Below are 12,596 nucleotides of genomic sequence, written 5' to 3' on the forward strand. Positions count from 1 at the left end.
GCCTCCCGCCCCACCCGGCGGCGGCCCGCGCCCGCCGCCCGTCCCGGACACGCCCGGCTGGACAGGGAAGAGGACCCCCTCGACCAGGCCATCGAGCGCGACACTGCCGGCGTGCTAGTTGGTTCCGGCGGTGAGTTCGCTGAAGAGCTTGTTCGCCGCCTCCGAGGCGAACTGGCGCTGCAGTTCGGCGCGGGCGATCTGCTTGCGGAACTCTCCCTCGTAGCCGGTGAAACCGGCGTTGTGCATGACGTCGGTGATCCAGGTCGCGAACGCCTGGTAGTTCCAGATGTGGGGCAGGCAGGTCTCCGAGTAGCTGCCGAGGAGGCTGGGGTCGCCCTCCTTGACCTGGCGGATGACGGCGCGGGCGAAGACCTCGGTGTCGTGGAGGGCGAGGTGGATCCCCTTCGCGCTCATCGGCGGCACGATGTGCGCGGCGTCTCCGAGGAGGTAGAGCTTGCCGTAGCTCATCGGGTCGAACACGACGCTGCGCAGCGGCACGATCCGCTTGTCGATGATCTCGCCGGCCGACACGGCGGTCCCGAAGCGGGCCTCCAGTTCGCTCCAGATGCGCTCGTCCGGCCACTGCTCGGGGGTGTCGTCGACCCGGCACTGGAGGTAGATGCGGCTGGCGTGCGGGCCGCGGGGGATCATGCCGGCCAGACCGAGCGAGTGGATCGCCATGCCGGACGGCTTCGCGGGAACCGCGGCCAGGACGCTCAGCCAGGAGTAGGGGTACTCATGGGCGTACTCGGTCAGCGCGGAGGCCGGGATGGTGCGCCGGCTCACTCCGTGGAAGCCGTCGCAGCCGGCGACGATGTCGCAGTCGATGGCCTGTGCCGTGCCGTCGGCGTCCCGGAAGCGGACGCGGGGGCGCTCGCCGGTGATGTCTTCCAGGGACACGTCGGCGGCTTGGTAGCGGAGGTCTCCGCCCTCGCGCAGGAAGACGTCCGTGAGGTTGCGGACGAGGACCTGCTGGGGGCAGTAGAGGCTCTCGTGGTCATCGTCCTCCATGTCGAGCGGCATCGCTTCCCCGTCGATGTAGAAGCCGCCCTCGCTGTCCGGGATGGGGTCGCCCTCCAGCACCTCTTCCAGTCCCCACTCGCGGAACATGCGCACCCCGAAGCTGTCGATGGTCCCGGCACGCTGACGCCCCTCCACATAGGCGCGGGGATGCTTCTCCAGCACGACGCAGTCGATGTCGTTGCGCAGCAGGAAGTTGCCGAGCGTCAGGCCGGCGACGCCGGCCCCGACGATGACGACGGTCGTCTGTGCGGATGTCTCAGTCATGTGTGTGCGAGCCTCCGTGCTCAAAACATGGGCCGAACACGCCGATGGCGCGAACGACGGTGCCGCCCCCGGGCGGTGCGGCGTAGCGACACCACTGTGAATCCCACTCGGGGCCGTGAACCACCGGTGTTTGGACAGCAGGTACCGGAAAGCCGCCAACCTCGTGGATCCGGGGGTCCGGCGGGCGGCCTTCGCGCGCCAGGGCAGCGCTCGGCTACTTTCCGCCGCCGCGCAGGTCCGCTTGGTAGCGGCCGGGGGTCTGGCCGATGACCTCGGTGAAGGCGTCGATGAAGCTGGAGGGGTTGGACCAGCCGCACGCCACCGCGGTCTCGGTGACGGACAGGCCGTCGGTGAGGTGAGCCAGGGCGTGGTGGATGCGCAGGGTGGTGCGCCAGCGGTGGAAGCTCATGCTCAGTTCGGTGTGGAACAGGCGGCTCAGGGTGCGCTCGCTGGCCCCTACCACGCGGCCCAGCTCGGCCAGGGTGGCAGGCCGGGCGGGATCCTCGTGCAGGAGTGCGGTGGCGGCGCGCAACCGGTCGTCGCGGGGTTCGGGCAGGTGCAGCGACTGCTCGGCGGCGTCGGCGAGCTCATCCACGACCACGGTGAGCAACCGCCGGTGAGCGCCGGGCCGCCGCTCCGGCTTGTCGGTCAGCGCCAACAGCGCCTCGCGCAGGAGGGGGCTCACCGCGAAGACGCTGGGGTGACCCACGAGTTCGCCGCACAGGTCGAGCGGGACGGCGATGAGGCGTACGTCAGTGCGCCCGTAGAAGCGGTGGGAGTGGGCGAAGCGTGGCGGCGTCCAGGTGACGCGGTTGGCCGGGGCGACCCAGGTCCCGCGCTCCGTCACGGTGGCCAGCGTGCCGGCAGCGGCGTATACGAGCTGCCCCTGGACGTGCGAGTGCGGGTCGAGCTGGTAGCCATGCGGCAGCCACCACGCGCTTCCTCGCAGGAGCGGCGCTTCGGGGTAGGAGAGCACCCTCGAGGTGTGACGGGTTTTCGGCATCGGGTGTCAGTTTACCGATGACTTGGGCCACTTGGGATGGGCCGGCAGTTGGCTCATGGGCCCGAATACGACGGCCGGCACCTGGAGCAGTCAGCCACTGGGGGAGCCGTGAGGTGCCACCAGAAACCTACACGACGACGATAAAAATCGACACCGTGTAGAGTTGGCGGTGAGGGAGCGATCAGGCTCCTTCCGAGTTCCAGATGGAGGAGCAATGCGGGAACAGAAGTGGCTCATCACCGGCGTCAGCACGGGCCTCGGACGTGCCTTCGCCCAAGCGGCCCTGGCCGTCGGGCACACCGTCGTCGGCACGGTCCGCTCGGAGAAGGACCTGCGGGCCTTCGAAGAGCTCAAACCCGGGCACGCTCACGGCCGCATCCTGGACGTCACGGACAGCGACGCCGTGTCACGTGTGATCACCGACGTGGAGCAGGACATCGGAGCTCTGGACGTCGTCATCGCCAACGCCGGCTACGGCCTGGAGGGCACCTTCGAGGAGACCCCGCTGGCCGAGGTGCGGCGGCAATTCGAGGTCAACGTACTCGGGACAGTGGCCACCCTGCAGGCGGCACTGCCCCACATGCGCCGGCGCCGCCGCGGACACCTGATGGCCGTCACCTCCATGGGCGGGCTGATGGCCGTGCCCGGCATGTCCGCCTACTGCGGCAGCAAGTTCGCGCTGGAAGGCATCCTCGAGGCGCTGGGCAAGGAGGTCGCGCAGTTCGGGATCCACGTGACGGCGATCGAGCCCGGCTCCTTCCGCACCGACTGGGCCGGACGGTCCATGACACGCATCACGCGGTCCATCGACGACTACGACGAGTTGTTCGCCCCCATCCGCGAAGCGAGGCAGAAGGCGAGCGGGAACCAGCTGGGCAACCCGGCCAAGGCCGGGGAGGCCGTCGTGCACATCGCGTCGGTGGACCAGCCGCCGGCCCACCTCGTCCTGGGCTCGGACGCGCTGCGACTGGTCACCGCCGCGCGCACGGCCGTGGACGAGGACATCCGCGCCTGGGAGACGCTCTCCCGTACGACCGACTTCGCCGAGGGTGCTCAGCTCTGATGCCCGGCCACCACCCCACCCGCAGCCGACGCACCACCGAACGCAAGGGCGATGTCCGGGAGCGGGCCATTCTGGACACCTGCGAAGCCCTGCTGGCGCAAAAGGGCTACGACGCCATGACCGTCGGCGATATCGCCCAGGGCGCCGGCATCACACGTGGCGCCCTGTACTTCTACTTCGGCTCCAAGCAAGAAGTGGTCACGGCACTCGTGGCCCGGACCGTGGAGCACCTGTGGGAGCGGTCCCGGGCCACCGCGCAGACCGACGAGCCGCGTCAGGCCATCGCGGCGGCCATGCGGCGCACGGTCGAGCTGTGGAACGAGCACGGCCTGGTCATGCGCACAGCGATCGACCTGTCACTGACCGTGCCGGAGATCGGCGAGCTGTGGAGCCGTACGGCTGATTTGTTCATCACAGCCATCACCGCTGTCCTGGAACGAGCCGGCATTCCGGCCGGCGACGAACCGGAACAAGCCTCGGCGATGGCACGCGCCCTCTGCTGGATGATCGAGCGGACCTTCTACCACGCCTCGCAGGAGTCCCGCGAGAATCTGCGCAAGGCATCCTCGACCTGCGAACACATCTGGCTGGTCAGCGCCGGCCTGACCGCCTGAGACGTCCGGCGTGGACGATGCGGCGTGTGCATCGGACCTCGCCATTCCGGCCAGAGCTCCCGCACATGGACGTCCGCATCAGGTGCTGATGTCCACCCCGCCCGACGCCTCTCACTCCATGACGGGGCGGTTGTTCAGGACGACCGGTCCGGCCTCGCTCCGGTGTCGCCGGGCGCCGCCGCTCCCCCGGCCCGTCGTTGCCGCTCGTGGTGCCGACGGGCCTTGAGCCGGTTGCCGCAGGTTCTCATGGAGCACCACCGCGCGGTGTTGGCCCGGCTGTGGTCCACCAGGAACAGACGGCAGTCGCTGTTCGCGCACGGTCGCAGCCGGCCCGGCGATTCCTCCTGAATACGGGCCCAGGCGAGGATCAGCTCGACGGCCAGCCGTCGCTCCGCCTCGACTTCCAGGACCCAGTCCAGGCGGTCCCCGCTCCATCGGGGCGCCTTGCGCACACCCGCGAGGAACGCGGCCAGGATCTCCGGGCCGCTCTCACCGCGCACCACCGTCTGCAGTGCGTCACGGGTCTTCCTGAGCCACTCCCGCTCCGCGGGCCCGCCGCCGCCCCCACGCCGTGCCGCCCACTGGCTCAATGCGGGGCCGTCCCGCCACAGGTCGCGCGGGACCCCGTCCACAACGGGCGTGCTGTTGAGCGCTTCGAGCAGCGCCTCCTCCCCGGACATCCCGGCCCTCCTCCATGCGTAACCGTCTTGCCGCGCTTGACAGGTTACACATCCGAGGACCAGCCTATGAACGACGGACCCTAACCATCTTCGCCCACTTAAGGGGTTACTCATGACCCAGGTGCGACACCGCTACGCCTCCGTGCTCGGACACCGCGTGTTCTACCGGGAAGCCGGCCCGGCCGACGCTCCCGCCATCGTCCTGCTGCACGGATATCCCACGAGCTCGCGCATGTTCCGGCAGCTGATCCCCGCGCTGGCCGACCGATTCCATGTCATCGCCCCTGACCATCTGGGGTTCGGACAGTCCGCCACACCGCCGGCCGACGCGTTCGCCTACAGCTTCGACGCCCTCACCGACGTGACCGAAGGGCTGCTCGCCGCACTGGGCCTGGACCGCTACGCGCTGTATGTCCAGGATTACGGCGCCCCCATAGGATGGCGCCTCGCACTGCGACACCCGCACGCCGTCACCGCGATCGTCACACAGAACGGCAACGCCTACGACGAAGGGTTCGTCCCCGACTTCTGGGCCCCCGTCTGGGCCTACGCGCAGTCGCCGAGCCCATCGACGGAAGCCGCCTTGCGCGGGGCCCTGAGCGAGGAAGCCATCCGGTGGCAGTACCTGCACGGCGTCGCCGAACCGGATCTGATCGACCCGGACACCTGGGCCGCTGACCACCGCGAGATCTCGCGCCCCGGCCTCGACCGGATCCAACTCGACCTCTTCCGCGACTACGCCACCAACCCGCCGCTGTACCCCCGGCTCCACGCGTACTTCCGCGCCACCCAGGTACCGCTGCTGGCCATCTGGGGCGCGGAAGACAAGATCTTCGGCCCCGATGGCGCCCGGGCCTTCGCGAAGGACCTGAAAGACGCCCAGATCCGACTGGTGCCGGGCGGAGGGCACTTCCTGCTCGAAAGCCACCTCGACACGGTCGCCGACGCGATGCGCGCCTTCCTCGGGCAACAGCCTTCGTCAGTGTGAAGCCGCGGGTGGAGCACCGGCGGGCGCCGGCGTGATCGAGACTGGTGTGATCAGCCCCTGACCCACGGAGTGGCCACCGGTCCCGTCACCTGCCGCGATCGACTGCCCACAGAGCAGACGTCCGATGTCCCGCTGATAGCCTTGAGGACCTACCTCGCAGACGAAAGCGGTCAAGGAGTAGGGAGTCACCGCGATGCCCGGCACCCGGTCAAGCCGTACCCTGCTGCGGCAGGAGGTCGTGGAGGGCATCAAGCGCTACATCCTGCGGGAGCGGCTGCGCCCCGGCGACCCGCTGCCCGCGGAACCCGCTCTGTGCGAAGCTCTCGGTGCCAGCCGTTCGAGCGTCCGCGAGGCGATCAAGATCCTGGACGCTCTCGACATCGTCGATGTCCGGCACGGCCACGGTACCTACGTGGGCCGGCTGAGCCTCTCGGCGCTGGTGGAGAGTCTCACGTTCCGCGGGCTGCTCTCCCCCGGCGACGACTTCCAGGTCCTGGCCGACCTGGTCGACGTCCGCGAACTGTTCGAGCGCGGCATGGCGGAGCGCATCGTGTCGTCACTCAGCGACGAGCAGCTCGACACCCTCGACTCGCTGGTGCAGACGATGCGGGAGACCGGCGCCGACGAAGGGAGCGGGTTCGTCGCCGCCGACCGGGCCTTCCACGCGTTGCTGATCGCACCCGTGGGCAACGACCTGATCGGCCAGTTGTCGATGGCCTTCTGGGACGTGTACACGATCGTGGCACCGCATCTCGACGGGTTCACGCACGCCGACGAACTGTCGACGATCAGTGCCCATCAGAGCCTGGTGGACGCGGCACGGGCCGAGGACACCACCGCTTTCCTCAAGGCGCTGGAGGAGCACTACGCGCCGGTCCGGCGCAGGGTGACCGAGGCACGCGCCCGTGACGACGCCGCCTCCTGATCCCCCTTCCATCGCCTGACATCCTTCAACCGGCCGGCGACCGCCACGCCTCACCGGCTCGGACTCGGCGCGCCCCCGGAAGGTAGAGCCTGTTCGAGCGCGCCGGAGGGCCGCGCAGACGGTTCCGACGGAGGTTCCGTACCCGCGGCGGATCTCGACCACCTCCATGGCCTGCAAGGCTTTGAGCGCCTCGCGGACGGTGTTTCTGACGGGGTGAACGGGAGCCACTTGGGCGGTGGGATTGGGAGCCAGGCTGCTGCGTTTGTGCACGAGATGGACAGCACCGCAGATCATGATCGGCGGTGGGATCGGGAGCCACCCCTATCGGGTGATGTCTGTCCGTGAGGACACGGACGAGCGTGTCCGCGTTGGCGTGGTCGTCGGTCTCGATACCTTGTGGTCCCCGGGCCCTTTGGTTCGTGTCCCTGACAGGCGCGTGCCAAGGGGCCCGGCTCCGTGTGCTGGGAGCGGGCTGCGGTGGTGTTCGTGTTCTGGTGTGCGTCAGTGGCGGTTTGGGGAGGTGTCGGCGCTGGTCGTGCTGGTGTGCTGGCTGGAGCTGGTGCCGTGCCAGTCCAGGCAGATGACGGTGGCGTCGTCCAGCAGGTTTCCTTCGGTGGCTTGGTGGAGGGCGCGCATGAGGGAGCGGACGGCTTCGCGGGGGTGTAGGTCGGCGTCGGCTTCGATGCGGGCGGGTAGGTCCAGGGCGGTGGTGTTGCGTTCGGTCATCCCGTCGGTGAGCAGCACCAGTCGGTCTCCGGGGGCCAGGTCTAGGTCCTGCACGCGGTAGTGGCCGTCCCAGGGTGCGCCGAAGGGCAGGTCCACTTCTGGTTGGATCTCGCTGACCCGGCCGTTGCGCAGTCGCAGTGGCCAGGGGTGGCCGGCATTGACGAACAGGGCACGGCCGGTGGACAGGTTGATGTTCAGGAGCTGGCCTGTGACGGTGGCGTCTTGGCCGTAGTCCAGGACGGCCTGGTGTGCTGCCCGGGCCTGCTCGGCCAGAGGGACCCGGGCCCGCCGGGTGTTGCGCAGGGAGCCGACGATGAGGGTGGCCAGCAGTGCGGCGTAGGTGTGGTGGCCCATGGCATCGGTGATGGAGACGTGCAGGGTGTGCCGGTCCAGGCTGTAGTCGAAGGTATCGCCGGAGATGTCGTGAGTTGGCTGGAGGGCGCCGGCGAAAGTGACCGGCCCGGCTTCACAGGACAGAGCCTGTGGGAGAAGGTTGTGCTGGATTTCAGCGGCCAGGGTGGGCGGGAAGCTGCGCCGGCTCCATTCGTAGAGGTCGGTGAAGCGCCGGTTGGAGGTGACGACGTAGGCCAGGGCTTGGGCGGCCTGCGCGATCTGGCGGCTGTGACGTGGGCTGGGCTTGACGGCTGTAGTCACCTCCAGGATGCCGACGGCATCTCCCTGGGTGGTCACCGGTGCCAGCACCCGGTATCCGCTCACCGGCTCGGGGGTCTGGGTGATGTGCAGTTGCTGGGAGCGGATCACCTCCTCGTGGAGGGTGCCGCGAAGGTCGATGTGGTGTTGTTCCCCGCCTTCCCTGTCATTGGCCGCCGGTAGAGACAGCAAGACGTCGCCGGTGAAATCGATGATCCAGAAGCGGACCTCAGGGGCATGCATCTGCCTGGCAAGGACCTGGGCGACCACTGCAACGGAATCTACTGGTGGCGCCTGTTCCACCGCTGCCAGCAGCCCCTCGACCGTCATGTCGTGCTCAGTCACTCTGGCGCCTTTCCTCTCATCGGTCCGCCATTGCCCTTGGCCCTCTTTCGAAGCTGCTCAGGACGGCAGGGGCGCAGGAGAGCGGGCATCACCGTGTGGTTGTGGCCTGACGGCCGGCTTCGGTGGCCTGGAAGCGATAGGAGTCGGTGCCGGACTGGATGAGGGTGCAGCGGAAGGTGATCCGGTCGGCGATGGCCGCGCAGAGCCTGGGGTCGCCGAAGGTCTTGTCCCACTCGGCGAACGGGGAGTTGGTGGCCACCGCGGTCGCCTTGCATTCCTCGCGTTCTATGAAGATCTGGAAGAGCAGCTTCGCACCCTTCTTGTCCAGGTTGAGGTAGCCGAACTCGTCCAGGCACAGAAGATCGACTTTGCTGTACCGGGCGATCACGGAGGACAGACGGCGCCCAGCGTCGGCCTCGGCGAGCTCGTTCACCAACGCCGAGGTGGTGGTGTAGCGGACGGTGAGACCGGCTTCTGCGATCGCCGTGCCCACCCCGATCAGCAGGTGCGACTTGCCGGTGCCGGAGTCACCGATCAGCACCAGCGGGCGGCCCTCCTGGACCCATGAGGGGTTCTTGAGTTCGCCAATAATCTCGGGCGAGACGTTGGGGTTCTTCTCGAACATGAAGTCCTCCAGCCGCTTGGGCCTGGGGAACTTCGCCGAGCGGACCAGTCTCTGCTGCCGGCGCACGTCCCGGTCGGCGACCTCGACCTGCAGCAGGTCCAGGAGGAACTGCTTATAGGCGGACTGCTCGCGCCGCGCGGTGGCCGCCAGTTCCACGAACCGCTCGCGGAACGCCGGAAGCCTCAGGTCCCGGCATGCTTCGTCGATCGCCGCGTCCTCCGGGTCGCCGGGCAGCGGCATCCGGGTGGGCGGCACCTGCTGGGCGATCGGGTCAGCAGACCTGGTCCTGGTGGGGGTCATGCGCTGGTGCCTTTCTGCTTCGTGGTGCCTGTGTCCTTCACCGGTGTGAGCAGCCGGTCGTACTTGGCCATGTCCGGCAGCGCGGTGCGCGGATCCGGCGGCAGACGCCGGGTGTGCAGCGAGATCACCTTCGCTTCTTCGCCGGCCGCCTCGTCCTGGCCCGGCCTGTCCGGATCGTCGTCGTGCTCGGCATCCAGGCCCGGCCCGTTGACGTCGTCGAGATCGTCGCAGGCGTCTGGCTCGGTGTTCTCCATCGCCTTGCGGGCCTCGATCGCCACCAGGTCGGTGCTGACCGAGCCGACCCGAAGGACGGTGGTCAACCCGGCGATCACCGCGTCAGCGGGCAACTGCCGGTGCAGCAGCAGCACCTCGATCAGCATCCGGGTGCCTTCCCGGTCCCCCGTTTTCTGCTTAGCCGCAGCCCAGAACGCCTCGTGTGTCCTGGTGAAGCCGCCTTCCGCCCGCGCCTGAGCCAGCGCGGAGGCCCCAGCGAATGCACCCGGCTTGACCAGCAAGATCTCCAGGTAGTGATCGAGGATGTCGTGGAAGGTGTAACGGCGGGTCAGCCGCGGGTGGCGGGCGACGACCTGCCGCCCGTCGTAGACCCACAGCTCGTTGGCCCGCAGCTTCACCCGTACCTTGGTCCCGATGAACTTCGCTGGCACCGAGTAGTAGCACTGCCGAACCGTGATCCGGCCGTTGCGGTGCACCACCGGCGTCAGGTCGATCCCGCAGTCGTAGCCGTCCGCTGGCAGCACACCCAGCAGTTCCCGTTCCTGCTCGAAATCGAACCCGATCGACGTGGGCCGGCCATGGACATGCCGGGCATCCTCGGCCGCATCGATCGCCGCCAGGCGCTCATTGAGCTCCGCCAGGGACTCCACCTGGGGCGGCGGGACCAGGTGCGTGCGGCGGAACCGGCCGCCCTCGTGCTCCACCCCGCCCTTCTCATGGGCGCCTTCCTCACCCGGCGTGCAGTAGAACGCCGAGAAGCCGTACCAGGATCGGAACGCCGCCCACCGGGCCGACTCCGTGCGCGAGCGGCCGAACAGGACCAGCTTCACCGCCGGCTTGAGGTTGTCATACCGGATGTGGACCGCCGGCACCCCGCCCAGCATCTCGAACGCCTCAACGTGGCCCTCGAAGAACGCCTCCTGCGAGGCCGTGGCATAAACGCGGTGGACGGCCTTGCCCGAGTACGACAGCCGCAGCGTGAACAGCACGCACTTGCGGCGCTGCCCGGCCAGGTCCAGCCACACATCCGCGAAGTCGACCTCGGCCTCCTCACCGGGCCGCTTGGCCTGCGGGACCGTCCCTTCCAGGTGACGGCGCCCCTCCCTCGCCTCCAGTACCAGCTCCGGGCGCCGCCTGGCGACGTAGTCGCGGACCGTGGAGTACGCATCGAGCTCGAAATCGTGCTCGCCCGCCAGCCGCTGAAGTACCCGGTCGATGGTGTGGCGCTGCTTCCTCGGCGCGTCCAGATCCGCCCGCAGTATCGCGTCGATAAACGGCTTCACCGGCTCCAGCACGCTCGGCCGCGGCGGCGGCTTCTTCCGCTTCGCCGGCACCGGAGACGCCAACGCCTTCGCCACCGTGTTCCGCGACACCCGGTACCGCAGGGCCAGCGCCCGCCCCGACAGCGCCGGGTCCAAACGCCGGTCCCGGCGGATCCGCTCAAAGATCCACTCACGCGACCTGTACACACGGGTCTCCTGACACGACCGTGATCAACGACCACAGCGTGAGCAGCCAAACAGCCCAAAACCCTGATTACTCCAAAAGCGGCATGTCGTGCACAATCACACCAAATGGCTTCCAATCTCACCGCCGACCCTATGGCTCCCAAAGCCATCGCCCCACCGGCTCTACTTCACCCCGCTAGAAACACGGACGGAGACCCGGCCCGCACCGAACAGCCGCATCAGCTCGGCCTCGATGGGGAGCGGATCCCCCGGGGCGAGACCGCGCTCGATGATCAGCTCCTTGATCCGGCGCTCGATGTCCGGGGCCATGGCCGGGCGGGCCACTGTGTTCCTCCTCGGCCGGCAGCCGGTCACTCTTGACCTGCCGCCGGGCCTTCCGCTTAGGTGAGACAAACATAAGACATCTTACGTCCCATGTCCCCGGTCGTGTTTTCTTGCCGAGAACACGGCCGGAGAACCGAACACCACGCTGGAGCCTCACCATGCCCCTCACCGCACCGCTGCGCGGCGTCGTGCCACCGGTCTGCACGCCCCTCGACTCCCAGGGGGAGGTCGACACCGCCTCCCTCGCGCGGCTCGTCGAGCACCTCATCCAGGGCGGGGTGCACGGGCTCTTCGCCCTCGGTTCCACCAGCGAGGTCGTCTACCTGACCGACGACCAGCGCGCCACCGCGCTGCGCACGGTCATCGACACCGCCGGCGGACGCCTGCCGGTCCTCGCCGGTGTCATCGACACCACCACCGCCCGGGTGGCCGCGCACGCCCGGACCGCCGCCGAGCTCGGTGCCGACGCGGTGGTGGCGACCGCGCCCTTCTACACCCGCACCCATGGCAAGGAGATCGCCGGGCACTTCCGCCGTCTGCGCCAGGACGTCGATCTGCCGCTGTTCGCCTATGACATCCCGGTGTCGGTGCAGTCCAAACTGTCCTCCGCGCTGGTCCGCGAACTGGCCGAGGACGGGACCCTGGCCGGTGTGAAGGACAGCAGCGGCGACGAGGGCGGACTGCGCCGGCTCATCGTCGAACTCGGCGGCCGGGACGGCCGTGCCCACGGCGCCGCGCCGCGGTTCAGCGTGCTGACGGGTTCCGAACTGACCGTGGACGCGGCACTGCTGGCCGGCGTCGATGGTGTCGTCCCCGGCCTCGGCAACGTCGATCCGGCCGGTTACGTGCGGCTGTACGACGCGGCGCGGGCCGGTGACTGGGCGGGTGCCGCCCAGGAGCAGGAGCGGCTGGTCGAGCTGTTCGCCATGGTCGACGTCGGCCCGGAGGCGGACATGGGCCGCAGTTCCTCCGCGCTCGGCGCGTTCAAGCACGCGCTGCGGCTGCTCGGCGTCATCGACGACGGCGCCACCGCCTTCCCCCAGATCCCGCTCTCCGCCGGGTCCGTCGCCGAGGTCGCGCAGCGGCTGCGCGACGCCGGTCTGGCTCCGGCGCGATGAACGCCGTCACCAAGGCCGTGGTGCGCCTCGTGCCGGGTCAAAAACGGTGCCACCGACGCCGTCCGGTGCTGGGCGGGCACCGCGGCGCGGGGCGACCGAACGGCAGCCCCGAGGAAGCCGCCGAAGCGCCGGCCCGTGGTGCCCACAGCGTCCTCGCCGGGACGGCGATCACCGCGCCGACCGGCCCTGACCGCCCGCTTCGCGGCCGGCCTCACCCAGCACACCACCCCCGCTGGGCGGCGTC

Annotated in this window: 11 protein-coding genes and 2 pseudogenes; 6 read left to right on the forward strand and 7 right to left on the reverse strand. The window is 69.1% G+C overall.

Features of this window, described 5'->3' with window-relative positions; translation table 11 throughout:
* Positions 1-114: 114 nt before the first annotated feature.
* Both AXW62_RS09465 and AXW62_RS09470 read right to left on the reverse strand, forming a co-directional pair.
* The gene (locus tag AXW62_RS09465; protein ID WP_060944106.1) at positions 115-1,287 is read right to left on the reverse strand and encodes a 4-hydroxybenzoate 3-monooxygenase; all 1,173 of its coding nucleotides are present in this window, start codon (positions 1,285-1,287) and stop codon (positions 115-117) included.
* Between the two features lie 214 nt (positions 1,288-1,501).
* Positions 1,502-2,290: a helix-turn-helix domain-containing protein gene (locus AXW62_RS09470; protein WP_060944107.1), complete on the reverse strand. Its 789-nt coding sequence runs from the start codon at positions 2,288-2,290 to the stop codon at positions 1,502-1,504.
* 214 nt (positions 2,291-2,504) lie between these two features.
* On the opposite strand from AXW62_RS09470, the gene AXW62_RS09475 reads away from it, so the two are divergent.
* Together AXW62_RS09475 and AXW62_RS09480 are read left to right on the forward strand one after the other, a co-directional pair.
* Complete coding sequence (locus AXW62_RS09475) at positions 2,505-3,353, forward strand: oxidoreductase (protein ID WP_060944108.1); 849 nt, start codon at positions 2,505-2,507, stop codon at positions 3,351-3,353.
* Positions 3,353-3,967, forward strand: a complete 615-nt coding sequence (locus AXW62_RS09480; RefSeq protein WP_060944109.1) for a TetR/AcrR family transcriptional regulator — start codon at positions 3,353-3,355, stop codon at positions 3,965-3,967. The genes AXW62_RS09475 and AXW62_RS09480 overlap by 1 nt, the downstream gene beginning before the upstream one ends.
* 134 nt (positions 3,968-4,101) lie before the next feature.
* Here AXW62_RS09480 and AXW62_RS09485 read toward each other — a convergent pair whose 3' ends face one another.
* Positions 4,102-4,647, reverse strand: coding sequence for a CGNR zinc finger domain-containing protein (locus AXW62_RS09485; RefSeq protein ID WP_060944110.1), 546 nt, complete (start codon positions 4,645-4,647; stop codon positions 4,102-4,104).
* A 112-nt stretch (positions 4,648-4,759) separates the two neighbouring features.
* Between AXW62_RS09485 and AXW62_RS09490 the strand changes: the two genes are divergently transcribed.
* Together AXW62_RS09490 and AXW62_RS09495 are read left to right on the forward strand one after the other, a co-directional pair.
* A complete protein-coding gene (locus tag AXW62_RS09490) occupies positions 4,760-5,635 on the forward strand; it encodes an alpha/beta fold hydrolase (RefSeq protein ID WP_060944111.1) in 876 nt (291 codons plus the stop codon).
* A gap of 193 nt (positions 5,636-5,828) precedes the next feature.
* Positions 5,829-6,560: a FadR/GntR family transcriptional regulator gene (locus AXW62_RS09495; protein WP_060944112.1), complete on the forward strand. Its 732-nt coding sequence runs from the start codon at positions 5,829-5,831 to the stop codon at positions 6,558-6,560.
* A gap of 501 nt (positions 6,561-7,061) precedes the next feature.
* On the opposite strand, the gene AXW62_RS09500 is transcribed toward AXW62_RS09495, so the two are convergent.
* From AXW62_RS09500 to AXW62_RS40620, 4 genes and pseudogenes are all read right to left on the reverse strand, one after another.
* On the reverse strand, positions 7,062-8,267 hold the full coding sequence (locus tag AXW62_RS09500; protein ID WP_060944113.1) for a PP2C family protein-serine/threonine phosphatase: 1,206 nt from the start codon (positions 8,265-8,267) through the stop codon (positions 7,062-7,064).
* Positions 8,268-8,370: 103 nt separating this feature from the next.
* Positions 8,371-9,147 (reverse strand): IS21-like element helper ATPase IstB, encoded by a 777-nt coding sequence (gene istB / locus AXW62_RS09505; protein WP_060944114.1) that lies wholly within the window; start codon positions 9,145-9,147, stop codon positions 8,371-8,373.
* Positions 9,148-9,203: 56 nt separating this feature from the next.
* Positions 9,204-10,910: an IS21 family transposase gene (istA, locus tag AXW62_RS09510; protein ID WP_079115547.1), complete on the reverse strand. Its 1,707-nt coding sequence runs from the start codon at positions 10,908-10,910 to the stop codon at positions 9,204-9,206.
* A gap of 183 nt (positions 10,911-11,093) precedes the next feature.
* Positions 11,094-11,234 (reverse strand): annotated as a pseudogene (locus AXW62_RS40620) (GntR family transcriptional regulator); the annotation flags it as partial.
* Between the two features lie 158 nt (positions 11,235-11,392).
* Between AXW62_RS40620 and AXW62_RS09515 the strand changes: the two are divergent.
* Both AXW62_RS09515 and AXW62_RS45610 read left to right on the forward strand, forming a co-directional pair.
* Positions 11,393-12,352, forward strand: coding sequence for a dihydrodipicolinate synthase family protein (locus AXW62_RS09515; protein ID WP_060944115.1), 960 nt, complete (start codon positions 11,393-11,395; stop codon positions 12,350-12,352).
* 89 nt (positions 12,353-12,441) lie between these two features.
* A pseudogene (locus AXW62_RS45610) lies at positions 12,442-12,571 on the forward strand (N-acetylmannosamine-6-phosphate 2-epimerase); the annotation flags it as partial.
* Positions 12,572-12,596 lie beyond the last annotated feature (25 nt).

This window comes from Streptomyces hygroscopicus subsp. hygroscopicus (genome assembly GCF_001553455.1).
In the GTDB taxonomy this organism is placed as follows: Bacteria; Actinomycetota; Actinomycetes; order Streptomycetales; family Streptomycetaceae; genus Streptomyces; species Streptomyces hygroscopicus.